Source organism: Acinetobacter sp. FDAARGOS_558 (assembly GCF_003937785.1).
GTDB lineage: Bacteria > Pseudomonadota > Gammaproteobacteria > Pseudomonadales > Moraxellaceae > Acinetobacter > Acinetobacter baumannii.
In genome coordinates, this window is record NZ_RKJH01000001.1 from 398,344 (window position 1) to 421,975 (window position 23,632).

At 38.4% G+C, this 23,632-nt stretch carries 22 protein-coding genes and 1 pseudogene; 7 read left to right on the forward strand and 16 right to left on the reverse strand.

What is annotated here, in order from left to right; translation table 11 throughout:
• Positions 1 to 7 precede the first annotated feature (7 nt).
• Genes EGT34_RS01840 through EGT34_RS01850 form a run of 3 tightly spaced genes read right to left on the reverse strand, consistent with a single transcriptional unit; the run spans position 8 to position 3,531 of the window.
• The gene (locus EGT34_RS01840) at positions 8 to 1,534 is read right to left on the reverse strand and encodes a 2-oxo acid dehydrogenase subunit E2 (protein ID WP_001289746.1); all 1,527 of its coding nucleotides are present in this window, start codon (positions 1,532 to 1,534) and stop codon (positions 8 to 10) included.
• Position 1,535: 1 nt separating this feature from the next.
• Positions 1,536 to 2,555 (reverse strand): alpha-ketoacid dehydrogenase subunit beta, encoded by a 1,020-nt coding sequence (locus tag EGT34_RS01845; protein WP_001133052.1) that lies wholly within the window; start codon positions 2,553 to 2,555, stop codon positions 1,536 to 1,538.
• A gap of 13 nt (positions 2,556 to 2,568) precedes the next feature.
• The gene (locus tag EGT34_RS01850) at positions 2,569 to 3,531 is read right to left on the reverse strand and encodes a thiamine pyrophosphate-dependent dehydrogenase E1 component subunit alpha (RefSeq protein WP_001177517.1); all 963 of its coding nucleotides are present in this window, start codon (positions 3,529 to 3,531) and stop codon (positions 2,569 to 2,571) included.
• A 364-nt stretch (positions 3,532 to 3,895) separates the two neighbouring features.
• Between EGT34_RS01850 and lipA the strand changes: the two genes are divergently transcribed.
• Positions 3,896 to 4,882: a lipoyl synthase gene (lipA, locus tag EGT34_RS01855; protein WP_000364553.1), complete on the forward strand. Its 987-nt coding sequence runs from the start codon at positions 3,896 to 3,898 to the stop codon at positions 4,880 to 4,882.
• 157 nt (positions 4,883 to 5,039) lie between these two features.
• Positions 5,040 to 6,179 (forward strand): helix-turn-helix domain-containing protein, encoded by a 1,140-nt coding sequence (locus EGT34_RS01860; protein ID WP_000367581.1) that lies wholly within the window; start codon positions 5,040 to 5,042, stop codon positions 6,177 to 6,179.
• A 46-nt stretch (positions 6,180 to 6,225) separates the two neighbouring features.
• Here the strand turns inward: EGT34_RS01860 and EGT34_RS01865 are convergent, their stop codons facing one another.
• A complete protein-coding gene (locus EGT34_RS01865) occupies positions 6,226 to 6,978 on the reverse strand; it encodes a TenA family transcriptional regulator (protein ID WP_000126117.1) in 753 nt (250 codons plus the stop codon).
• A 320-nt stretch (positions 6,979 to 7,298) separates the two neighbouring features.
• On the opposite strand from EGT34_RS01865, the gene EGT34_RS01870 reads away from it, so the two are divergent.
• Entirely contained in the window at positions 7,299 to 8,528 is a 1,230-nt protein-coding gene (locus tag EGT34_RS01870; protein WP_000775755.1) for a GGDEF domain-containing protein, read from the forward strand.
• 96 nt (positions 8,529 to 8,624) lie between these two features.
• Here EGT34_RS01870 and aroC read toward each other — a convergent pair whose 3' ends face one another.
• The 7 genes from aroC to EGT34_RS01905 all read right to left on the reverse strand — a co-directional run bounded on the left by aroC (position 8,625) and on the right by EGT34_RS01905 (position 14,980).
• Positions 8,625 to 9,716: a chorismate synthase gene (gene aroC, locus EGT34_RS01875; RefSeq protein ID WP_024437523.1), complete on the reverse strand. Its 1,092-nt coding sequence runs from the start codon at positions 9,714 to 9,716 to the stop codon at positions 8,625 to 8,627.
• A 12-nt stretch (positions 9,717 to 9,728) separates the two neighbouring features.
• On the reverse strand, positions 9,729 to 10,733 hold the full coding sequence (gene prmB / locus EGT34_RS01880; protein ID WP_000441019.1) for a 50S ribosomal protein L3 N(5)-glutamine methyltransferase: 1,005 nt from the start codon (positions 10,731 to 10,733) through the stop codon (positions 9,729 to 9,731).
• Positions 10,734 to 10,969: 236 nt separating this feature from the next.
• A complete protein-coding gene (gene trpB, locus EGT34_RS01885) occupies positions 10,970 to 12,175 on the reverse strand; it encodes a tryptophan synthase subunit beta (protein ID WP_001164651.1) in 1,206 nt (401 codons plus the stop codon).
• Positions 12,176 to 12,211: 36 nt separating this feature from the next.
• Entirely contained in the window at positions 12,212 to 13,399 is a 1,188-nt protein-coding gene (locus EGT34_RS01890) for a vWA domain-containing protein (RefSeq protein WP_000498059.1), read from the reverse strand.
• 15 nt (positions 13,400 to 13,414) lie between these two features.
• The gene (locus EGT34_RS01895) at positions 13,415 to 14,266 is read right to left on the reverse strand and encodes an AAA family ATPase (RefSeq protein WP_001271636.1); all 852 of its coding nucleotides are present in this window, start codon (positions 14,264 to 14,266) and stop codon (positions 13,415 to 13,417) included.
• A 29-nt stretch (positions 14,267 to 14,295) separates the two neighbouring features.
• A complete protein-coding gene (locus EGT34_RS01900; protein WP_001206390.1) occupies positions 14,296 to 14,682 on the reverse strand; it encodes a hypothetical protein in 387 nt (128 codons plus the stop codon).
• Positions 14,675 to 14,980: a YcgL domain-containing protein gene (locus EGT34_RS01905; protein WP_000543500.1), complete on the reverse strand. Its 306-nt coding sequence runs from the start codon at positions 14,978 to 14,980 to the stop codon at positions 14,675 to 14,677. The genes EGT34_RS01900 and EGT34_RS01905 overlap by 8 nt, the downstream gene beginning before the upstream one ends.
• A 442-nt stretch (positions 14,981 to 15,422) precedes the next feature.
• Between EGT34_RS01905 and EGT34_RS01910 the strand changes: the two genes are divergently transcribed.
• Entirely contained in the window at positions 15,423 to 15,587 is a 165-nt protein-coding gene (locus EGT34_RS01910) for a hypothetical protein (protein WP_000086293.1), read from the forward strand.
• 71 nt (positions 15,588 to 15,658) lie between these two features.
• Here EGT34_RS01910 and EGT34_RS01915 read toward each other — a convergent pair whose 3' ends face one another.
• From EGT34_RS01915 to EGT34_RS01925, 3 genes and pseudogenes are all read right to left on the reverse strand, one after another.
• Positions 15,659 to 16,000, reverse strand: a complete 342-nt coding sequence (locus EGT34_RS01915) for a hypothetical protein (RefSeq protein WP_000367436.1) — start codon at positions 15,998 to 16,000, stop codon at positions 15,659 to 15,661.
• 130 nt (positions 16,001 to 16,130) lie between these two features.
• Positions 16,131 to 16,397 (reverse strand): hypothetical protein, encoded by a 267-nt coding sequence (locus EGT34_RS01920; RefSeq protein ID WP_000183704.1) that lies wholly within the window; start codon positions 16,395 to 16,397, stop codon positions 16,131 to 16,133.
• Between the two features lie 119 nt (positions 16,398 to 16,516).
• Positions 16,517 to 17,606, reverse strand: a pseudogene (locus EGT34_RS01925) (IS4 family transposase).
• Between the two features lie 48 nt (positions 17,607 to 17,654).
• Here EGT34_RS01925 and EGT34_RS01930 point away from each other — a divergent pair.
• The 3 genes from EGT34_RS01930 (at position 17,655) to EGT34_RS01940 (ending at position 20,566) form a co-directional block, all read left to right on the forward strand.
• Positions 17,655 to 18,437, forward strand: coding sequence for a type 1 glutamine amidotransferase domain-containing protein (locus EGT34_RS01930; RefSeq protein ID WP_031972068.1), 783 nt, complete (start codon positions 17,655 to 17,657; stop codon positions 18,435 to 18,437).
• A gap of 153 nt (positions 18,438 to 18,590) precedes the next feature.
• Positions 18,591 to 19,413, forward strand: a protein-coding gene (locus EGT34_RS01935; RefSeq protein WP_076611894.1) for an IS5-like element ISAba27 family transposase whose coding sequence is annotated in 2 segments (ribosomal slippage) — positions 18,591 to 18,971 and positions 18,973 to 19,413 — 822 coding nt in all. Because the reading frame shifts where the segments join, the coding sequence is not laid out codon by codon here.
• A gap of 109 nt (positions 19,414 to 19,522) precedes the next feature.
• Positions 19,523 to 20,566, forward strand: coding sequence for an acetoacetate decarboxylase (locus tag EGT34_RS01940; RefSeq protein ID WP_024437486.1), 1,044 nt, complete (start codon positions 19,523 to 19,525; stop codon positions 20,564 to 20,566).
• 468 nt (positions 20,567 to 21,034) lie between these two features.
• Here EGT34_RS01940 and EGT34_RS01950 read toward each other — a convergent pair whose 3' ends face one another.
• The gene (locus EGT34_RS01950; RefSeq protein WP_000997200.1) at positions 21,035 to 22,555 is read right to left on the reverse strand and encodes a catalase; all 1,521 of its coding nucleotides are present in this window, start codon (positions 22,553 to 22,555) and stop codon (positions 21,035 to 21,037) included.
• A gap of 77 nt (positions 22,556 to 22,632) precedes the next feature.
• A complete protein-coding gene (locus tag EGT34_RS01955) occupies positions 22,633 to 23,463 on the reverse strand; it encodes an alpha/beta fold hydrolase (protein ID WP_005131629.1) in 831 nt (276 codons plus the stop codon).
• Between the last annotated feature and the right edge of the window lie 169 nt (positions 23,464 to 23,632).

Sequence of the window (23,632 nt, forward strand, 5' to 3'; positions counted from 1 at the left end):
GGTTCTCCTACACCAAAATTAAAGCAGGGTTTTCAACAAACTGCTTAAAGCTGGCCAAGAATTTCGCCCCAACTGCGCCATCAATAACTCGGTGATCGCATGACAACGTCGCTGTGACAATCTCACGAACCACTACATTGCCATTTTCAACAACAGCGCGAGATTCCGAAGCACCTAATGCCATAATTGCACCTTGCGGTGGGTTGATAATGGCATCGAACTGTTTAATGCCTAACATTCCTAAATTTGAAATGCTAAAGCTGCCTCCCTGAAACTCGTCAGGTTGTAACTTGCCAGTCTTAGCACGCGTTGCCAAATCACGCATGTCATCGGAAATTTGTGCTAAAGACTTCTGATTTGCTGCTTTTACAATGGGTGTAATTAAACCGTTTGGAATCGCTACGGCCACCGAAATATCCGCTTGAGAGAACTGTAAAATTGATTGGGTCGCCTCATCAAATTGAACATTCACCTCAGGTACTTTAATCAGTGCGGCGGCAGCTGCCTTAATTAGCATGTCATTAATAGAAAGTTTCACTTGTGGAACAGTCTCATTAATCTGCTTACGTAATTTTTGCAAAGCCTCTACGTTGAGATCGACCACCAAGCGGAAATGCGGTGCATTACGTTTTGCAGTCTGTAACCGTGAAGCAATCGCTTTACGCATCCCATTCATCGCCACCGTCGTAACGGTTGATTGTGGTTGGGCTGCACATTGTACAGGTTGTTCACTTACCGACACTGGGTTATTACGATAGTAAACTGCCTCAACATCTTCTTTACAGACACGGCCACGAGTACCTGAAACACGGCAATCATTTAGGTTAATGCCCCACTGCTTTGCTAAACGACGCGCTACAGGCGTTGCTAAAACTTGGCTATCATCGGCCGTAGATTTAACCACTTTAGCTTGAGTTTGCTGCCTAACATCAGGCCATTGACCACCAGACGCTTGTACAGCCTTCTGGATGTCTTGAACACTAATACGTCCTTCACTACCAGAACCTGTGACTTTTGCCAAGTTTACATTGTGTTTTTCTGCAAGCTTCAAGGCATGCGGCGTTGCAAACAACTCATTAGATGTTTGATAGCCTTTTAATGACTCTGGTACAGCGTAGTCACCTTTAGCGACCTTTACAGGAGCTGAAGCACTAGCTGCTACAGTCTGTGGCTGTTCTGCTTTTTCAGCAATAGGTGCAGATGTTTCCGCTTTACTTTGTTCCGAAGGTGCTTGAGCTGCTGAACCACCTAATGATGCGATAAACTTTTCAATTTCTGCATCAGAAACTTCATTATCAGCACATACGGCAATAAGACCACCAACAGGTAAAGTATCACCATCTTTCGCTAAAATTTTACGGAGCGTTCCAGCAAAAGGCGCTTCTAACACATTGACGATTTTTGTGGTTTCAATTTCACAAATTTCATCGCCCTTATTAAAGCTATCACCCTCTTTAATCAACCATTGGGCGATCGTGCCTTCTTCCATGGATAATCCCCATTTCGGGATCTCCATCGTTTTAATTTCGCTCATCCTAAGCCTCCAATGTTTTTCGCACAGCTTGCTCAATACGCTCTACACTTGGAATCCATTCTTTTTCTAAAACTGGAGAGAATGGAACAGGCGTATGTGGTGGCGTTACGAGTTCAACAGGTGCTTTCAAATAGTGGAAACCTTTTTGGGCGATCAGTGCAGCAACATCATGACCAAAGCCACAGCGTGCCGCTGATTCATCCACAATAACCACACGTCCAGTCGATGCAACAGACTCTAAAATTCCTTCTTCATCCAAAGGTGAAATTGTTCGAGGGTCGACCACTTCAACCGAAATGCCATCTTTTGCCAGTTTGTCTGCTACTTCATTGGCACGGTGTACCATTAGGCCTAAAGCAATAATGGTCACATCTGTCCCTTCACGGGTATAATTTGCTACACCAAAAGGAATAGTATAGGCATCATCTGGAACTTCGCCTTTAATGTCATAAAGCATTTTATGCTCACAGAACACTATAGGGTCATCATCACGAATAGCTTGAATTAACAGCCCTTTCACATCATATGGGCTAGATGGAACTACAACTTTTAAGCCCGGAACCGCAGCAAATACGTTATACGGTGACTGAGAATGCTGAGCTGCCGCAGAGAAACCTGCGCCAATCATGCCACGTACAACCATTGGTGCTTTTGCTTTTCCGCCAAACATATAACGGAATTTAGCGGCTTGGTTATAGAGCATGTCATGACACACGCCATAGAAATCCATAAACATTAAATCGGCAACAGGACGTAAACCTGTTGCTGCAGCACCAGCAGCCATACCGATAATTGCAGACTCGGTAATTGGGGTATCAATAACACGTTCCGAACCAAATTCTGTCCATAAACCTTTGGTTACGCCCAATACACCACCGAAACCTTCTAACTGGTTTTCTTCAGTGTTTTTACCGCCGTGCCCACCACGAACATCTTCACCAACAACAAATACGGTTGGATCACGGCGCATTTCTGATTCAATGGCTTCTTTAATTGCATTACGAAAACTTTTATTTGGCATCTTTACTATTCCTTTAGTAAGAGACATAGACGTCAGTAAGGAGTTGTTCTGGTTTTGGGTATGCCGCAGCACGGGCTTTAGCAACGGCATCATCAACATTTGCCTTTGAAGCTGCATCAATCTCGTCTAGTTTGGCTTCATCAATTTTGCCTTTGACTTTCTCACGGAAAATTTTCAAAGGATCTTTATTTTCTTTAATGAACTCGACTTCTTCTTTAGAACGAATCAAGCCAGGATCACCTTCGAAGTGGCCATAAAAACGGTTTGTGATGGTTTCAATCACGCTTGGACCTTCACCACGACGTGCACGTTCAATGGCAGTTTGAGCGGCTTCATAGACGGCAAAGAAGTCTGTACCATCAACTTTAACTGCCGGTAAACCAAAGCCTGCTGCACGACCAGCAATGTCTTTGCTTCCTACAGCGTAATCATGACCAGTCCCCTCACCAAAACCGTTATTTTCAAAAACGAAAATCACAGGAAGTTTAAGAACAACAGCCATGTTCATCGCTTCAAAAGTAAGGCCTTGGTTTGAACCACCATCACCTGTAAAAGACAGTCCGACGCCACCAGTCTTTAAAGTTTTCGCTGTCAACGCTGCACCAATTGCTAAAGGAGGCCCACCACCCACAATCCCGTTGGCACCGAGCATACCTTTATCTAAATCGGCAATATGCATAGAACCGCCTTTTCCACGGCATAGCCCGTCATCTTTACCGAAAATTTCCAGCATCATGGCGTGAATATCACAGCCTTTTGCAATACAGTGTCCATGTCCACGGTGTGTTGAAGTGATATAGTCTTTGTCGGTTAAGTTTTCGCAAATCCCGACTGCTACAGCTTCTTCTCCGCTATATAAGTGAATAAAGCCTGGAATATCACCATTGGTATTTTCTTCATGAAGTCGATCTTCAAATTCACGAATATCACGCATGCGTTTATACGCTGCGAGTAATTGCTCTTCCGTTAATTGCATATCCTTTTCCTTTATTATCTTGATTATTAAAAATCAACCAAGTTTCAGCGAGTGTTATATATTTCGCTATAAATAATAAAGCTCAATTTAATTTAATATGCTATTAGACTAAAAAGTTTTAAATAAGTTTTCTAGCTATTAATTTTTATTTATCACAAGCTTACACCGCAAAAATAAAATTAAAAAATTTTAATTCATTTCATATACTTGTAAAACAAACCTTTAACCAACCTTTATTAATTTATAATATTTGCTGTGCACTATACGCATTAATAAATTCTTTATTTCTTATTTATAGAAATAAGGTTTTTTATTATAACTAGTCTAGTTGCAAATTTATTTAATATAAAATGGAATTTTATATATGGACTTAAAAAGGCAAATAGAGACAGGTATTAAGTTAAGAGGAATAGATAAAGTTTCTCGTATTCCTATTAAAATTTTACCTACCGAAGAACTACCTAAAAAACCTGAATGGATTCGAGCAAAAATAACTGATTTCGAAGAAATTCAACGTATCAAAAATTTATTACGCCAACAAAAGCTACATAGTGTTTGTGAAGAGGCCGCATGTCCAAATCTACCTGAATGTTTTGGCGGTGGTACGGCAACATTTATGATTATGGGAGATATTTGTACAAGACGTTGCCCTTTCTGCGATGTAGCACATGGTCGTCCAATGCCTTTAGATGAAAATGAACCTAAACATCTAGCTGAGACGGTCGCTAACCTAAACTTAAAATATGTAGTCATTACCTCTGTAGACCGTGATGATCTACACGATGGTGGTGCAGCACATTTTGTGAAGTGTATTGAAGAAATCAGAAACCGTTGTCCAGATACGCTGATTGAAATTTTAGTTCCGGACTTTCGTGGCCGTTTAGAAACAGCACTCTCTACATTAAGCTTATCACCACCAGATGTGTTTAATCATAATATTGAGACAGTGCCGCGTTTATATAAAGCGATGCGCCCCGGTTCGGACTATCAGCATTCGTTAAATTTATTAAAACGTTTTAAAAAATACTGTCCTGATATCAAAACTAAATGCGGCCTAATGGTAGGGCTAGGAGAAATTGAAGCTGAGGTTATTGCTCTACTCAACGATTTAAAAGATCATGATGTAGATTTAGTGACTATTGGACAATATTTACAGCCCTCTAAATCACATGCCCCTATTCACCGGTTTGTGAATTTACAAGAATTTGAAAGATACACTCAGCATGGCCAGCGTTTAGGCTTTAAAAATATCTGGAGTGCGCCAATGGTCCGTTCTAGCTATTTTGCCGATCGGCAATATTTCGGTGAATTTGCACCAAAGCCATTTTCAAGAGAAGATGTTTTGTCATAGGGCGAGGCGAAATAACAAAACTTACCCAATAGGATAATAGTCAAACCGTTTAAAATTATTTAAGGTAAATGAAATAATGAGGAAATAGTCACAATAAGAAAGCTAAACCTGTTGAGCGGCCACGGATACGCCATTTCAACGATAAAGGAACTTCGATATGGATATGTCAAAACAATTATTATTGCCTTCTACAGACAACCTTCCGTCTTTCTTTAGACCGGAAACAATCTCTGAAACACCCTGTTTAGGAAAAAAGCCGTCACTCGATCTAGATGCGGCTCCTATATTTGATCTAGATCATGAATGGCAACATTCCTTATTTGGTCGTTCAATCCAAGAGTGCCATAGAAATTTGATGCATATTGCTGAAGATGCGGATATGGCAATTGGGGTGACTGACCCTCACGGTACTTTACTCTGGACATGGAGTAGTACGCCTATGCGTTCATCTGCCGAACAAGTCCATTTTGTTGAAGGTGGACAATGGTCAACCCAAGCAGTTGGTCAAAATGCAATTGGTCTTGCACTAAATACACATTCTGCAAGTTGTGTTTATTCACATGAAAATCAGATGAACAGCGTTAGAGACTGGGTATGTTATGCAGCCCCAATCACTGACGCAAATACAGGCCAGTTTTATGGCATTATGAACTTATCAACTAAATATCAAAAGCATAATTCACTTGGAATTTTAGCTGTTGAACGCTGCGCCGATATTGTAAAACAAGCCATTCAACTTCATCAAAAGAACATTTTATATATTAAGGCGCTAGGCACGCCTAAGGTTCAATACAATCAACATGGCTTGACACTCACGCAGCGTCAAATCGAAATTTTATGTATTCTTGCTTTATGTCCGGAAGGCATAAACTTAGAAGAGCTTCACTATGCCTTATATGGCGATCGACCAGTGAGTACCACTACACTAAAAGCTGAGCTCTCACAGCTTCGAAACCTGATTCCCGATGTGATCGAGTCACGACCATATAGACTTAACTGTGAAATTCAATGTGACTTTCTCATGGCTGAGCAAGCACTAAACTTAGGTTTTACTGCAACCACTTTAACACTGTATAGAGGTAGTTTTTTAGCCAAGTCAGAAAGTCCGTTTTTGTGTGCTTGGAGAGATTGCTTTGACGCCCGCTTGAGTCATGTTATCTATCAAATTGATGATGTAGACCAACTATTACGTGTGGTTAGCCGTGTTCCTGACCGTGTTGATGCAGTTGAGCGCTTACTTGAACTTCTGCCTGAAGAAACACCTTATCGTGCAAAGCTCTTAAAATTGCTTGAATAAAATAAAAGGGAGAATATGTAGAATATTCTCCCTTTTTAAGTTGAGATCAAGCAGAGGCTTGAAGCTGTACTCTATAGCAATCGTCTAAAGCTAATTCATAATACCGCAGCCCTTCTTCTGCCGCATGAAATGCTTTTTGCTGCCAATCAGGACGTTCATTGCACAAACGTTTAATCAGCTCCATAGCTTCATAAGGATGTAAATCATCATAATGAGCATGTGCACGTAACCAAGCTAAAGAACGCTTATCAATGGTAACTTCCGAATGATCCGTATAAGCGTGTATGCCTTTATAGACTTGAATAGACCAGTCACCTGTCGCCCATTCAATTGCTAAATTGGTCGCTGCCAGACATTCAGCCAAGTTGCCACGATGACTCATATTCCAAAGAAAATGATTCACCGCATTCATCGAAGCTGGTGGGCGAACACTATCGAGTTGTTCTACCGTTAATCCAAAACCTCTAGCCCAATCCCGATACCACTGTAAATGGCGCTCTTCGACCTTAATATTTTGAATTAACCAATCTCTTGTTTCAGTAACGCCAGGTTCTGCAAAAGCAGTTGCTTTAGCTAACGCACCAGCCATATATGACGGGAAATGCGCTACTAATGGATAGAAATTAAGTAAAGCATAACGGAAACTTTCTAGGCTCAATCCCCCATTGGCCATTTCAGTAAAAAACGGATGTTTACTCACCCGCTCCTTCACTGGTAAAAGATCCTCCCAAAACCGCTGAGACCATCCATTATGCGGCGTAATTTCTAAACTCATTCCATATTGATTTAGAGCAGTCATTGCTAATTTTCCTATTTATATGACAGCAATCATCTGTACTTCACGGCTATAAGTCTATCCGAAAATGATAAAGATACAATCTTTAATCGACCATTTGTAATTTTTTCTCAAAGGTTTCGAATCTTTAGATAATTGTGACGCTAATCATTGAAATGTCGTGATTTTTATCACAATTAGGGGGCGTAAAAATCATTACTTTTTTAAAAAATCTGTATTATTATTTTAAATAAACCACACATTATATAACCAATACTTTTAGATGGAACTTTAATAAAACAAGTCTCATTTTATGCCAACTTCCAATATAGAGAGCATTAATTATGAAGTTGCAAGGTTCCAATATATTGGGACAGGAACAAATAGATTTATTAACCACACGCGGATTAAATTTCGTATGGTTTCCAAAGCAACTTGAAACGATATATCGTTTTCAATATCAAAATGGTGCAGCCTATGAGTTTCGCTATAGAGCACCTATTATTTTAATATTATATTTATTTTTAAGCTTTGGTATATACCAAGTTTTACCGACCGAACAAGTTTTATCCTGGTTAAGCTATTATTCTTGGGTAGGCATAATTGTTTTAATCGCCTGGATTTTATCATTTATTAAAAAATTAAATCAGTGGTTTGATTATTATGTCGGAATTGGTTCTTCCGCTGCCGTTGCCATAACATTTATCTTAATTAACGTTTTAGAAAATGGCCAAGATAATGTACTTTTTCATGCAGCAATGATGTATGCCATTGTAATTATCTATGGTGCGGTAGGCATGCGTTTTTATACTGCCATTATTGCAGGATGGGTCGGCGGTCTTATTGGTATTTTGGTAAGTACCTATTTGAACGGAGACATAGACTGGACCTTCTTAAACCGTACATATACGTTTAGTAGTTTCTTAGGCATGACCCTTGCCTATGCTACGGATCGTCAGCACCGTGAAAACTATTTACAAAACTGTATGATTGAGCTCAACCGTATTGAACTCATGCAACAAGCTCAACAACTGTCACTGCTTTCTCAACAAGATGCTTTAACCGGGCTTGCTAACCGACGTTATCTTGATGAAACACTTGATAATGAATGGAGACGCGCATTACGCCATGAGACCCCTCTTACTATTATGATGGTTGATATAGACTTCTTTAAACCATATAACGATAGCTTAGGCCATCTCAAGGGTGATCAGTGTTTAAAAGATATTGCGACTGCAATTTCCTCAATTGCTGCTCGTAGTGGCGATTTGGTTGCCCGTTATGGCGGTGAAGAATTCTTACTTCTGTTCCCAATGACAAATGCACAACAAGCCAAAATTCAGGCCGAAAGATTAATGAATGCAATTAAGAAAATTGCTATTGTTCATCCATGTAGTAGTGTTTCACCATACGTAACTATTAGTGTTGGCGTGGCGACCACAATTCCACGTTTAAATGATTCAATTTCTGCTTTTGTTAGTCGTGCTGATCATGCGCTCTATCAGGCAAAAACAAATGGCCGCAATCAATATCAAATTGCTTTGAATGAAGAGCAAATTGTAGATCTAACTTAATGATTTATTTTTAAGGTAATCATGTGATTTCAATAAAAATAGAAAAGCCACATAATTTTGTTTATGTGGCTTTTTAAATACGCTGATTAGAACTAACTATGGTTCGATTGGCGCAAATGGAGGAACAACATCCGCGTTTTGAGCACGGTGGCGTAAGAAATGATCCATTAGTACAATTGCCAACATTGCTTCCGCAATTGGAGTTGCTCGAACGCCCACGCACGGGTCATGACGGCCTTTAGTTAACACATCAGTATCTTCACGATTTAAATTAATCGTTTTACCCGAAGTAGTAATACTTGCTGTTGGTTTTAGTGCAATCGCCACACGGATGGTCTGGCCACTTGAAATACCACCTAAAATACCACCAGCATGATTTGCTTGAAAACCATGACTAGTCAATTCGTCACGTGTTTCATGTCCGAACTGTCCTGCTACAGCAAAACCATCACCAATTTCAACACCTTTAACCGCATTGATACTCATCATTGCATGTGCAATATCAGCATCTAAACGATCAAAGACAGGCTCACCCCAACCTACAGGAACTTTTTCGGCTAAAATTTCTAACTTAGCACCACAACTTGTACCTTGTTCACGTAAAGACGTAACCAATGCTTCAAAACGAGGAACAGCATCTACATCGCCACAGAAAAATGGATTATTTGGAACTTCATTCCAATCTAGTTTTTCAGCAACTTCATTACCAATTTGAGTCACATGACCGCGGATCAGAACACCAAATTTTTCTGCTAAATATTTCTTCGCAATAGCACCAGCTGCAACACGCATAGCAGTTTCACGAGCACTTGAACGGCCACCACCACGATAGTCGCGGAAACCATACTTTTGCGTATAAGTGTAATCTGCGTGACCCGGTCTAAAAGTTTGTGCAATATTTCCATAATCTTTCGATTTTTGGTCTGTATTGCGAATGAGTAAACCAATTGGCGTACCAGTAGTTTTACCCTCAAACACACCAGAAATGATTTCAACCTGATCAGGCTCTTTACGCTGAGTCGCAAATTTCGAGGTTCCCGGCTTACGGCGATCCAGATCTTTTTGCAAATCTTCTTCGGTTAATGCAAGGCCTGGTGGCACTCCATCAACAATTGCCATTAAACCAACCCCATGCGATTCACCGCATGTAGTCACACGAAAGAGTTGTCCAATACTGTTCCCTGCCATATGTCCAACTCCTTAAACTTGTTCTTCAAATAATTTTCTATAACGACGACATTGTTCAGCAGTCAAAGCAAAAATACCTGAACCACCTTTTTGGAAAGTAAGCCAGTTGAAATCAACTGTATTAAAGTTTTGGCGCATTGCCCATTCAGAGTTACCGACTTCAATAACAATAAGACCATCTTCAGTTAAATAATCTGCCGCTTGAGCAAGCATTTTACGCACGAGGTCTAAACCATCTTGGCCTGCTGCCAATGCAAGCTCAGGTTCGTGTAAAAACTCTTCCGGTAAGTCAGCCATATCTTCGGCATCAACATACGGAGGGTTACTTACAATTAAATCGTACTGGTTTTCAGCTGGAATTTTTTCAAATAAGTCCGACTCAAGTAATGCAACTTGGTATTGTTTATTGTGATGTTCAACGTTAATTGATGCTACTTCTAAAGCTTCTTTAGAGATGTCTGTTGCATCTACTTCTGCATCTGGATAAGCATAAGCTAAAGCTACCGCAATACAGCCAGAACCTGTACACATATCTAAAATACGTTGTGGAGTTTTAGGCTTGGTATTTTCTGGTAAGTTATTAAGCGCTTCACGCATTTGGCCATTTTCATCTAAACAATATGGCGCAAAACGTTGCTCAATTAACTCTGCAATTGGTGAGCGAGGAATAAGTACGCGCTCATCCACATAAAATGGCTTATTAAAGAAATAAGCTAAATTTAATAAATAAGAAGTCGGAATACGCTCATTAATACGGCGTTCCAACAAGCTTAAGAATTCTGCTTTTTCACTTGGTAAAAGCTTCGCATCTAAAATCTCTGAATCTGCTGACCATTCAAGAGATAAGGTTTGTAAAACTAATGCAGAGCTTTCTGCGAAATAATCTTCAGTACCTTGTCCTAAATGTGCATCATATTGACGTAATGCTGACACCCCAAAACGAATAAAATCTCGAATTGTTGATAAATTTTCAGCAGCTTCCTGTAAATGTTCAGGGCTAATCGTCGGTCGCTCCACTTAGGCGTCTCCAAAGGCAAATTTTGCAAAGTGACTATTCTACTGAGTGAGGTAGTGCAAAGCAACGCTTTGCCTTGTGAACCAGTGTTTTACATATCTATCTCAAACAGTCACGGCTCAAAATCAAAATACTTTGTTTTAATTAAGAAATAATGAACTTTTAAATAGGGTAAAATTTAGTCTATAAAATAAAAAAGCGGCCTTTCGAAATGAGCCGCTCTTTAAGTATATTTAGTTTAAAGCTTAAGTTTTTCTGCCACATAATCAGAATCTTTATCGCCACGACCCGACAGATTCACCACGATCATGGTTTCTTTCGGCAGTTTTGGCGCTTCACGTATTGCCCATGCGACAGCATGTGAGCTTTCAAGCGCAGGAACAATACCTTCAACTCGTGATAAGGTCATAAACGCATCTAAACATTCTTGGTCAGTTGCAGTGCTATATTCCACACGGCCTAAATCTTTTAAGAAACTATGTTGTGGCCCAACACCAGGATAGTCCAATCCTGAAGCGATAGAATGCACAGGTAAAGGTTCACCAGCCTCATTTTCAAGAACATAACATGCCATACCATGAATTTGGCTTGGCTTACCTAATGTTAGGGTTGCCGAATGCATATTTGTATCTAGCCCATGCCCAGCAGGTTCAACTCCTACAAGTTTCACATCTGAATCATTTAAAAAAGCTGTAAACGCACCGATTGCATTTGAACCGCCACCGACACATGCGACAACACAATCTGGATTTTTTCCAAATCGTTGATGCGTCTGCTCTTTAATTTCCTTACCAATAATTGATTGAAAATCTCGAACCATTTTAGGAAATGGATGGGGTCCAACCACAGAACCAATCGCATAAATAAAATTTTTAGGATCTTTTAAATATTCTTCAAACGCGCTATCAACCGCATCTTTTAAGGTTGCTGTACCGCGAGTTACTGACACCAAATGAGCGCCCAAAATTTTCATTTTGACCACATTTGGATGTTCTTTTTCAATATCAACTTGACCCATGTGGATCTCACATGGAATACCCACTAGAGCACAAGCCGTCGCTAAAGCAACCCCATGTTGACCCGCACCAGTCTCGGCGATAACTTTCTTTTTGCCCATATATTTAGCAAGTAGAGCTTCACCTAAACAGTGATTAATTTTATGGGCACCGGTATGATTTAAGTCTTCACGTTTTAAATAAATTTGCGCGCCACCTAACTGTTCTGAAAGGCGTTTTGCATAAAATAAAGGACTTGGACGGCCGACATAATTTGCAAAGAGGTCTGCTAATTCATTTTGAAATTCTGGTGTATGGCGAATTTCTTCATAAGCAACATTAATTTCATCCATTGCTTCTTTTAAATGTGGAGGAATAAATTGCCCTCCATATTCACCAAAAAATCCTTGTTCATTCGGTAAAGCAATACCATTAATTTGATGTTGCATATCATCCCTCTTTTTAAATTATTAAAGTTATCAAGTTTATCGAGAAAGGTAACGCGTCAAATCCTCAATGCCTTTTAGGGTCATTGGATACATATGGTTTTCAAAAATCTCTTTAATCCAACCAATTGTTTGAGTGTAATGCCAATACCCTTCTGTTTCAGGGTTTAACCATGCTGTTTTATCAAAATGCTGGCGTAGGCGACGTAACCAAACTTCACCAGCTTCATCATTCATATATTCAACCGAGCCACCTACCGATTTCAGCTCATACGGTGCCATACTGGCATCACCTACGACAATTACACGATAGTCACGTCCATAGGTATGAAACAAGTCCCATGTGTTCATGCGAGTAGCTGTTCTTCGGTAGTTATCTTTCCAAACATAGTCATAAAGACAATTATGGAAATAAAAGTATTCAAGCGTTTTAAATTCTGTTTTAGCTGCGCTAAATAACTTTTCACATTGGGCAATATGTGCATCCATCGAACCACCTACATCAAACAACATGAGCACTTTGATTCGATTTCGACGCTCTGGCACCATTTGGACGTCAAGAATACCCTGCTTGGCCGTTTCACGGATTGTACCGTCAACGTCTAACTCTTCGGCAGCACCTTGTCTTGCAAATTTACGTAAACGTCGTAAAGCAATTTGCATTTGGCGGGTACCAAGAACTTGGTCATCATCTAGATTTTGGTATTTACGCTGTTCCCAAACTTTAACCGCTGAACGTTTACGGCCCGGCCCACCAATTCTGACGCCTTCCGGATGGTCACCAAAAGCACCAAAAGGTGAAGTTCCACCCGTGCCAACCATACGGTTACCACCTTGATGTTTTTTATGCTGTTCACGTAAACGCTCTTCTAGCATTTTCATCAGTTCTTCTAAAGAACCTGCTTTTTGAAGTTCAGCTCTTTGCTCTGGTGTTAAATGCTTTTCTAGAAGTTCTAAGTCGAACCAGTCTTTTGGTAATTTATGGACTTGCTTGAGTAACTCATCAATATCAAAGGTTTCTATGCCATCAAAGTAATCTTTCATGGCACGATCGAACTTATCAAAAAAACGTTCATCTTTAACTAAAATGGTTTTAGCAAGTTGATAGAACTCTTCTTGATCGGCAAAAACTAGCCCTTCGCTTACTGCACGATTTAAGTCAATCAGTTCACGAGTCGTGACTGGAACACCATATTTTCGTAAGGTGTAAAATAACCGCACAAACATGGGTTATTCCCTCCTTTAACGTCGCGACATGAAAGCCAAACGTTCAAGCAGTTGCACATCTTGTTCGTTTTTAATGAGTGCGCCATACAAAGGTGGAATAGCTTTTGATGTATCTCGATTACGTAGTACATCTTCAGGCATATCATCTGCCATAAGCAGACTCAACCAATCGATCAGTTCAGATGTAGATGGTGGTTTCTTCAAGTTAGGAATTTCACGGAGCTTGAAGAAAACTTGAAGCGCTTCATTTACCAAAGTCGCAGAGATATTTGGGAAATGTACCGAGATAATTTCACGCATAGTTGCTTCGTCTGGAAACTCGATGTAGTGGAAGAAGCAACGACGCAGGAACGCATCTGGTAATTCTTTTTCATTATTTGAAGTAATAATTACGATTGGACGTTGAGTAGCCGTAATCGTTTCGCCTGTTTCATAAACATAAAAAGACATCTTATCAAGTTCATGTAACAAGTCATTTGGAAACTCGATGTCCGCCTTATCAATTTCATCAATTAAAAGCACACAACGCTCTTCACTGGTGAAGGCTTCCCACAGTTTACCGGGCTTAATATAGTTCTTAATATCGTAAACACGATCATCACCAAGTTGACTATCACGCAAGCGAGACACAGCATCGTATTCATATAAGCCTTGCTGTGCCTTAGTTGTTGACTTAATGTGCCAAGTGATGAGTTTTAAACCAAGACTTTCTGCCACTTGCTCAGCAAGTAAAGTTTTACCTGTACCCGGCTCACCTTTAACCAATAAAGGCTTTTGCAAGGCACGAGCTGCTTTTACAGCAAGTTTAAGACTATCAGTCGCGATATATTGATCTGTACCGGTAAAATGTTGGGTATCAGCAGACATGTAGAGACCTTATTTTTCTATTTCAATGGTTAGATGGAACGCATGCTTTTGTTTGTTATATATTTTGACCAACAATAGCCAATAACCAAACCTAGACCGATTACAAACAGAATTAAGGATAAATTTGACCAGATTAAAGGACTATCTTTAGTTAAAACACCAAACAGTAGTCCAAAAATAGCTGGCGCTACAGATGCATTAGGCCCTTCCGAAACAGTCGGTGTCACCAAAATAGCAAAAACAACTAACCAGCTTATTGCGCCCAAAGTGGTAGGTAAGCGGCGCATTAAACGCCACCAGCACCACAAGGCAATAATAGCGCCAACGCCATAAGCTGTTAAAGCAATAATCTCTTCAGGAATTGCGTCGAGAGAAGAAAGTAATTGATTTAAAATTCCAGCTTGATCTTCACGCACCACGTAAGCCCTCTGGTTCAACTGCATTTGGGTTAATTAACCCTTCTGGCGGCATCTGAATAAAGAAGCCTTTTGTTTGTAATGAGTCTAGAACATGTAAAACATTTACACGCGCTAATTTACGTGTTGGAGCCAATTCTAAATGCATGACAAATGTTGCACGGCCAAAGGCTTGTAAAACAGCTTCTGGAACTTTTTCAAACGGATCGGCTTGCTCCGTTTCATCAGGATAGTTTGGACGAGCAATATAAATGTACATTTCATCTTTTTTGCTCGATCTATAAATATCACAGTGCATTTCAAATCAACTCTTGAACTAAGGACAGCATACATGAAAAAAAACGACAGACACACGCAGGTTTGTTTACGCATCAGTCGTTTTTTCTTTTCTTGCGAAATATTAACCTACAACAATCATTAAGGTCGATAAATAACTTTTAATTTTCCAAAGTTTTAAATTTTCAACCTTCATTAACTCTTTAATTTTACATAAAAAATCTTTTTGTCGACTTTTATAAAATAAAAATTTTACATTTTAAAAACAATAAAATTTGAACTAAAGCAGACTAGCTTTGATTTAATCTATTGAATTTTATAAATTTACGGTTAAGTATAAAGTTAAATAAGCTCTAAATAAGATTCAACTTATGTATACAGGATAAGACATTATTTAACCGTTTTTGATTTTTAATATGATTCAATAATAGAAGATCTTAAAAGAAAATATGGAGGTCTATGCTATGTCTCGTGGCGACAAATCATCTTATACAGCAAAACAAAAACGTCAGGCGAAACATATTGTTGAGAGTGAAGTAGATAGAGGTCACTCTCAAGAAGAAGCTGAACGTATTGCATGGTCTACTGTCAATAAACAAGATGGTGGCGGCAAGAAAAAATCACATTAAAACTACCACTGGATACTTCTTTAGTTGGCCTATGACTAAAGAAGTATCTTTTCAACATGCTAACGCAAGTATTAAAAGATTCTTGAGCCTTGCATATAATCATTACTTACCTGATTTAGAGTATTTAAGATTATATGGTCATCTTGAGTACGTAAGGCTTCATTTAAGCGATTCATGTAATTCACTAACATTTCTTTCGAAGCTTGAGCGAACTCGGTAGTTACCGCTTCATCTTCATATAAGATGACATAACTACGAGCAAACCCATAAATGAGATAAATTACAGCTTTTTCGTTTAGGTCTGATGAGTGTTTGAGATGGTGTTCACAGGCACTTTTTAAATTCTTAAATGCATCTGTACCAGTAGATTGATTTTTGAAAGATGAAAGTATTGTTTGGAAGTTCATATCCATATTCCACTCAAAAAGTAAAGCTACAGAAGAAGGATAAACCTGTCAAACAATATGTTGATTATTATAAATTTAGATTGTAAAAAATTATAAAAAACGCCCAAAACTATGGGCGTTTTCATTGAACAAAAGCTTAGAAACTGACTTCAATATTGACTGTTGTACCAGATTGCTCAATATTGGTTGAGACATTAAAACCTCGTGTTTTTAACTCTTCCTCTACCTGTGTGATATGTTCAGGATGCAAAGCATCTATTGGAAATTGAAAAACTGCCCGTCGCTTACCTTCTTTCGAGATTTCCTCGGTTCCAGATAAAATTTTTTCTAACAATAGTGCTTGATCTATTTTTACGTCTTTCGCATTTTTTCTTGCCTGTTCAGCATTAAAATTATTCGTCATATTTATATCTCTAATTATTAGTAGTTTTCATTTATAACATAAAAAAATTGATCTCAATATTAGCTTATTATTGATTTTAAAAACTTTTTACTCCTCCATATCTCTGTACACGACAAATTTCACAGAACCCTTATCCTATCAGGATTCTGCTTTCTTAAAATTGCCAAAATTTCCTTAAACTCTTCTTTTTTCCCAAAACCAATTAAACGCTGAATCGCCATTTGAACATAGTCTAAACCATAGCGAAATAAACTCATTGAGAGTCGTCCATGCTTCTTTATTTTTATCGCTTTTTTTTGATTATGTTGCCATTCACCCGTTAAGTAACACCAACAGAAGCTTATAGCTAACACCGCAATCAATTTTTTCACTCGTCTAGGGTCTGTCAAGCGCGTATTTTCAAGATTAAACCCGCGTCCTTTGAGACAACTGAATAAGGTTTCAATTTCCCAGCGTAATGCATAATCCTGAATAGCATTGGCATTAAACTGAGGAGAAACGACGAGTAAAAGCTCTCCATTTTCTAACTGTAGTGCACTTATATATAGTTTCACCCGACCAACCAAAATCCGTCGTTTACGACATTCAATTTGACCAACTTTAAGATGGCGAAATAAATCACTAATTTTATGATTCTTTCCTAAATGATTGGTGACAATGAAGTTTTTTAACACGAATGCAGAAGTTGATGTCTTGTTCAATTAACCATGTAAACCACTGCTCACCGATAAACTCTCTGTCTGCGAACACATTCACAATACGGTCTTTACCAAAAATGGCTATAAAGCGTTGAATCAAAGCAATACGCTCTTTCGTATCTGAATTTCCACGTTTATTAAGCAATGTCCAAAGGATAGGTATCGCTATTCCACGATAAACGATTGCGAGCATCAGGATATTAATATTTCGTTTTCCCCATTTCCAATTGGTTCTATCTAAAGTCAGTTGCACTTGGTCGAATGAAAACATATTGAAAATCAACTGAGAAATTTGACGATAATCAAAATACTGACCTGCAAAGAAGCGCTGCATACGTCGATAAAATGATTGTGGTAAACACTTGATGGGCAAGGCTTTAGATGCAGAAGAAAGATTACATGTTTGCTTTAAAATAATCACAAGCATGATGAGCGCAAAGCACTTTAAATGTGACTTGTTCCATTTTAGAGATTTGTTTAAGATAAGATATAACTCATTGAGATGTGTCATAGTATTCGTCGTTAGAAAACAATTATTGTGACATTATTTCAATGAGTTATCTATTTTTGTCGTGTACAGAGGGCTTTTTTATTAGTAAGCTATGCAAATGCATCTGACCAAGTACAAAATCAAGAAACGGCTAAAAGCAAAGGTAAAATTTTAGTCGTTATGACCAATCATTCAGCCTATCCGACTCGTTCAGATAAAACTGGCTTATGGCTTACTGAATTAACTCATTTTTATGATGTCGCTAAAGTTGCTGGCTATGACATGGATTTTGTCAGTCCTCAAGGTGGAGTTGTACCAATTGATGAACGTAGTATGAAGCCTATTTATGTTGATAAATCAGCTCGAAAACTTTTAGCAGATCGTCAGTTTATGTATCGCTTAAACCACACTTTGGCACCAAGTAGTATCGATCCAACACGCTATAAAGCAATTTATTATACGGGTGGACATGGAACAATGTGGGATTTCCCGGATAATAAGGAACTAAAAAATATTAGTGAAACTATTTACCGCCAAGGTGGTATCGTTTCAGCGGTTTGTCATGGCGTGGGAGGCTTATTACCTTTGGTAGGTGAAGATGGTAAACCACTCATTTCAGGTAGTACTGTTACTGGGTTCGCGAATAAAGAAGAAACTTTGTCTGGAATTAAATCTCAAGTTCCATTTTCCTTACAAAATAGCTTAATTAACCATGGCGCTAAATATAAACAAGGCTTTCTTCCATTTACTTCATATGTAGTATCAGATGATAGAATTATTACTGGACAAAACCCTCAATCTAGTAAAGAAATTGCCGAAGCTGTTGTTAAACGGTTAAGCACTCTTAAGTAATTTATTAAAATATTTTAAAAAAAGAGAACCAGAATTTTATATTCTGGTTCTCTTTTTTAATTCATAAAAAATCATATCTTTTATTTTTTATATTCTAATTTTCTTTTTAAATAGACCTCTTGCGAAAGTAAAAACCACCTCAATCTAAATTTCATGAGATATCAGAAATTAAATCGTTTTTCAGATTCTGAATTCCAGCGCTTGGTTGGTGTACCTCGACCAGTTTTTAGTGAAATGATCGAAGTTTTAAAAGAAGTAGAATCACTTAAAAAGAAATCTGGGCGTCCTCATACTTTAGCTATAGAGGATCAATTATTATTAACACTCAATTACTTACGGAATTACAGCACTCAATTGGAGTTGGCTGCAAATTACCATATCGCTGAAAGTAATGTGAATCGAACCATTAAAAAGGTTGAAGATGCATTGATGAAATCAAGACGGTTTACTCTGCCAAAACGAAGCATTACCACAGCAGACGAACAGTTTAACTGGGTCATTATTGATGCGACAGAATGTTCAATAGAACGTCCGAAAAAAAAATCAGAGTAAGTTCTACAGTGGTAAAAAGAAGAAACATACGCTAAAAGCACAAGTGATCTATCATCCGAACAGCAAACAAATCATAGGGCTAGATATATCGAATGGCAGTCAGCATGACATTAAATTGGCAAGAAGAACGGTTAAAAAATTCAAACATTGTAAATATGTTATGACCGATTTAGGGTACTACGGATTAGAGCAAGATGGCTTTAAATTATTGATGCCAATAAAGAAAAAGAAGAATTTACCCTTATTTGATGTTGAGAAAAAGTACAATAAAATGATTGGAAAAATACGAGTTGTGATCGAACATATTAATAGTCAATTGAAAACATTTAGAATATTAAGTGAACGCTATCGAAATAGACGGAAAAGATTCGGTTTACGCATTAACTTAATCGCTGCACTGGTAAATCGGATGAACTTGCAATAACGACTTTCGCAAGAGGTCTAATAAAGTTTAAAATACCAATAAAAAAGCTTGACCTTCAACCTCACTTTAATCTTAGCATTAATACATGGTCTATAGGAGGAACATTTCAATGTTCAACAAGCTTAATCTACCTCAAACAGTTACTACGTTATCTGTAAGTTTATTATTGAGTTTTTCAGCTCAAGCGGTTGAGACTAACTCAAGTTCTGTACAACAACCATCAAACTCAAGCACTTCACAGGAAACAACTGTTGTAGAGTTTGGGCCCTATAAAGTTAATGTTCCAAAAGGTGGCTATTACGATCGTTTTCGTATGAACCCGAATCTAGACGAAGTTGCAAAAGATCCTGCAGCTGGAAATATTGATTATTTCCGTACCATCCCAAAAAAACTTGTAGATACTAGAGTTGGTAAAGTATGGTCTCCGAATTTTTATTACCGTACTAGCAATATCCAACTCTTGATGCTTGCTCCGATTTCTAAAATAAAAGCAAAACTCCCTGCTCCACTTGAACCATTACAACCTATCCCAGGCTATGGTTTGGTTTCATTAACATTCTTCTCTTATGCAGTCGGTGATGTCGACCCATATGATGAAGTTTCGGTTGCTGTGGTTGTACGCCAACCTGGTGCTCATCACTTCAATACCACAGAATTATTGAGTTCAATGCGTAACCATAAATATTATGGCCATGTACTCGCATTACCAGTAAATACAGAAATTGCTCGTGTTCGTGGTGTGTATGGTTACCAATTACCAAAATGGTTAACACCTATTGATATGAAAATTGGCGATAAATCAGTTCAAGCTCATATTTATAATACTGATGGTAAACCTGATTTAAGTGTAGCTGCGCCATTGCCAGAAATTAAAACTGTGAAACCACAATCTCGTATTGAAACAAAAACCATGTATCAATTGGTAGATGGGAAATGGCACAGCACTTCTGTAGAGTCTAATACTTTGGCATTTGGACAAAAGCTTTTTCCAAAGAACGTTCAAGTTGTAAAAAGTGGTGGACCGCTGAGTAAATTACTTGATGAACTAGGAGCTAATAAAGTTCTACGTTTTGATGTAGTGAAAGATGCACAATTGGCATTAAATATGCCTGTTCCATATCCATCACTTGATAAATCGACAGCTAAAAAATAATTTTAAAGAGCCCTTTCTACTTATTATAAGAAGAAAGGGCTACGATTATTTCTACCATATATAATAATATTTTTTATATTTCATTTTATTTATAAAATTCTAGTTAATTTAAATATACTATCTGAAAACAATAAAGTTCTATTCTCTTTTAAATAATATTAGTTAAACCGAATCTTTGAAGATGAATTTTGAGTTAATATACCAAAATCTAAATCTAATAAAGGTATGGCTGTTTCAGGTAAAGCTAAAGCCTCTTTATAAGCAGTCTTTGCTTGAGGCGTTAAATATAAATGAATCTGATTTGGTAAAACCCACAGGAATGGTCAGCCCTGCTTGTACATTACTTGTGAAGAATAATGATGGAATACCGAGACTGAGTGTAGATATTAATTTTTTCATTCGATGCTATAAAATAGTTAAGTACATAAAGCTATTATTGACATAGCCTTATGTACTATTTTTAAAGATTTAAATAAAACTTGGTAAACCACGTGCAGGGTCAGTTTCTCTAGCTGCTTGAGCATTTTCAACTGTCAAACCAAGCGCCTTAGCCACACCTTCGCCATAAGCTGGATGACATGCGTAACAGTTACGAATGTGGCGATATTTAATGAAATCAAGAGCATCACCCATTGCGCGTGCAGTATTATCAAATAAAGCCTGTTGTTGCTCAGGAGTCATAAGTTCAAACAAAGCACGAGGTTGACTGAAATAATCGTTGTCATCTTCACGATAGTTCCAGAAATCAGCATCCCCATTGATTTTTAACGGTGGTTCTTTGTACTGAGGCTGCTCTTGCCATTGCCCAAAACTATTTGGTTCGTAATGTGGAAGACCACCATAATTGGCATCGATGCGTCCTTGACCGTCACGGTGATTACTATGAACTGGGCAACGTGCCGCATTTACAGGTATTTGCTGATAATTCACACCTAAACGATAACGCTGAGCATCTGCATAGTTAAATAAACGGGCTTGCAACATGCGGTCTGGTGAGGCGCTAATGCCAGGAACTAGATTACTTGGTGCAAAAGCAGATTGCTCAACATCTAAGAAGAAATTTTCAGGGTTTCGATTCAGCTCGAACTCACCCACTTCGATTAATGGATAATCTCCATGAGGCCAGACTTTTGTTAAATCAAATGGATGATATGGAACCTTTTCAGCATCTTGCTCAGGCATTACCTGTACATACAAAGTCCACTTAGGGAAATCTTTTCGTTCAATCGCATCGAATAAATCACGTTGATGACTTTCACGATCATGCCCCACTAATTCACCAGCTTCGGCATCTGTTAAATTTTTAATTCCCTGTTGGGTCCGGAAATGAAATTTCACCCAGAAACGTTCATTCGCACTATTGATGAAACTATAGGTATGGCTACTAAAACCGTGCATATGACGGTAGGAAGCAGGAATACCTCGATCAGACATGACAATAGTGACCTGATGTAAAGCTTCAGGTAATAAAGTCCAGAAATCCCAGTTATTCGTTGCGCTACGCAAGTTAGTTTTAGGATCGCGTTTTACTGCTTTATTTAAATCTGGAAATTTACGTGGATCACGTAAGAAGAACACTGGTGTATTGTTCCCCACCATGTCCCAGTTACCTTCTTCTGTATAAAATTTTAAAGCAAAGCCGCGAATATCACGTTCAGCATCTGCTGCTCCACGTTCACCAGCTACAGTGGTAAATCGGGCAAACATTTCTGTTTTTTTACCAATTTCACTAAAGATTTTAGCGCGGGTATATTGAGTAATATCATGAGTCACCGTGAAAGTGCCGAATGCACCTGAACCTTTTGCATGCATACGACGTTCTGGAATTACTTCACGAACAAAGTTAGCTAATTTCTCGTTTAGCCATAAATCTTGAGCAAGTAGAGGCCCTCTTGCACCTGCCGTCATACTATTCTGGTTATCTACAACTGGAGCCCCAAAATCAGTAGTAAGTTGGGAAAAAGGACATTTTTTAGTATCGTCATTCATTAATATGCACCCGAAAAAAATAATCAATCGAATCAATAAAAAAGGGCAGTCAATTTTGGCTGCCCTCTTTTTTAAACTTAACTTCTAATAAATGCTAAAAGATCTTTGTTAATTGTTTCTGCTTCTGTAGTTGGCATTCCGTGAGGAAATCCTGGATAACTAATTAAAGTACCGTTTTTAACGAGTTCCGCAGATTTTTTACCTGAAATTTCAAAAGGTACAACCTGATCATCTTCACCATGCAAGATAAGAACAGGAATTTCAATCTTTTTGAGGTCTTCAGTAAAATCTGTTTGAGAGAAAGCAACAATTCCATCGTAATGAGCTTTTGCTCCGCCCATCATGCCCTGACGCCACCAATTTAACACCACAGGTTCTGATACTTTTGCTCCTGGTCGGTTATATCCATAAAATGGACCTGCAGGTACGTCATGATAAAATTGTGAACGATTTTTAAAAAGTTGATTTTGAAGGTCATCAAAAACTTCTTTTGGTAAACCATCAGGATTACTTTCAGTTTTCACCATTAATGGTGGAACGGCACTAATTAAAACAGCTTTAGCAACAGGGTCATTAGGATAACGAGCAACATAATGTGCTACTTCACCACCACCTGTTGAATGCCCTACATGTACCGCACCTTGTACACCTAAATGCTCAACCACAGCAGCAACGTCATCTGCATAATGGTCCATATCATGACCATCCCAGACTTGAGTGGAACGACCATGACCACGGCGGTCATGAGCAACTACACGAAAACCTTCTTTAAGAAAAAAAAGCATTTGCGCATCCCAGTCATCTGAACTGAGCGGCCAACCATGGTGGAAGAAAATTACAGGAGCATCGCGAGGGCCCCAATCTTTATAAAAAATATCTACGCCGTCTTTTGTTGTGACATATCCCATTTTTGTTTCTCCTGTGTAAAAGTTACACTATCGATTTACTGTATATGCTCTAATTAATTCGTAATAAGTACATATAAAATTTTCAATCCTACCCTCATGGATAGTCATAACATAGTAAGGTTAAAGTTCACTTTAAGGTCAATAGATTTTAGAGAAAACAGCGTTTAAA

What these genes read in the sequence shown, in the direction of transcription:
- EGT34_RS01920 (WP_000183704.1), bottom strand. Translation starts at nt 16,397, where the DNA reads ATGACGAATAATTTTAATGCTGAACAGGCAAGAAAAAATGCGAAAGAC.
- EGT34_RS01845 (WP_001133052.1), bottom strand. Translation starts at nt 2,555, where the DNA reads ATGCCAAATAAAAGTTTTCGTAATGCAATTAAAGAAGCCATTGAATCA.
- EGT34_RS01895 (WP_001271636.1), bottom strand. Translation starts at nt 14,266, where the DNA reads ATGTCTGCTGATACCCAACATTTTACCGGTACAGATCAATATATCGCG.
- EGT34_RS01840 (WP_001289746.1), bottom strand. Translation starts at nt 1,534, where the DNA reads ATGAGCGAAATTAAAACGATGGAGATCCCGAAATGGGGATTATCCATG.
- EGT34_RS01850 (WP_001177517.1), bottom strand. Translation starts at nt 3,531, where the DNA reads ATGCAATTAACGGAAGAGCAATTACTCGCAGCGTATAAACGCATGCGT.
- lipA (WP_000364553.1), top strand. Translation starts at nt 3,896, where the DNA reads ATGGACTTAAAAAGGCAAATAGAGACAGGTATTAAGTTAAGAGGAATA.
- EGT34_RS01905 (WP_000543500.1), bottom strand. Translation starts at nt 14,980, where the DNA reads ATGCACTGTGATATTTATAGATCGAGCAAAAAAGATGAAATGTACATT.
- EGT34_RS01950 (WP_000997200.1), bottom strand. Translation starts at nt 22,555, where the DNA reads ATGAATGACGATACTAAAAAATGTCCTTTTTCCCAACTTACTACTGAT.
- EGT34_RS01865 (WP_000126117.1), bottom strand. Translation starts at nt 6,978, where the DNA reads ATGACTGCTCTAAATCAATATGGAATGAGTTTAGAAATTACGCCGCAT.
- EGT34_RS01870 (WP_000775755.1), top strand. Translation starts at nt 7,299, where the DNA reads ATGAAGTTGCAAGGTTCCAATATATTGGGACAGGAACAAATAGATTTA.
- EGT34_RS01915 (WP_000367436.1), bottom strand. Translation starts at nt 16,000, where the DNA reads ATGGATATGAACTTCCAAACAATACTTTCATCTTTCAAAAATCAATCT.
- aroC (WP_024437523.1), bottom strand. Translation starts at nt 9,716, where the DNA reads ATGGCAGGGAACAGTATTGGACAACTCTTTCGTGTGACTACATGCGGT.
- EGT34_RS01860 (WP_000367581.1), top strand. Translation starts at nt 5,040, where the DNA reads ATGGATATGTCAAAACAATTATTATTGCCTTCTACAGACAACCTTCCG.
- EGT34_RS01940 (WP_024437486.1), top strand. Translation starts at nt 19,523, where the DNA reads ATGTTCAACAAGCTTAATCTACCTCAAACAGTTACTACGTTATCTGTA.
- trpB (WP_001164651.1), bottom strand. Translation starts at nt 12,175, where the DNA reads ATGCAACATCAAATTAATGGTATTGCTTTACCGAATGAACAAGGATTT.
- EGT34_RS01890 (WP_000498059.1), bottom strand. Translation starts at nt 13,399, where the DNA reads ATGTTTGTGCGGTTATTTTACACCTTACGAAAATATGGTGTTCCAGTC.
- EGT34_RS01910 (WP_000086293.1), top strand. Translation starts at nt 15,423, where the DNA reads ATGTCTCGTGGCGACAAATCATCTTATACAGCAAAACAAAAACGTCAG.
- EGT34_RS01955 (WP_005131629.1), bottom strand. Translation starts at nt 23,463, where the DNA reads ATGGGATATGTCACAACAAAAGACGGCGTAGATATTTTTTATAAAGAT.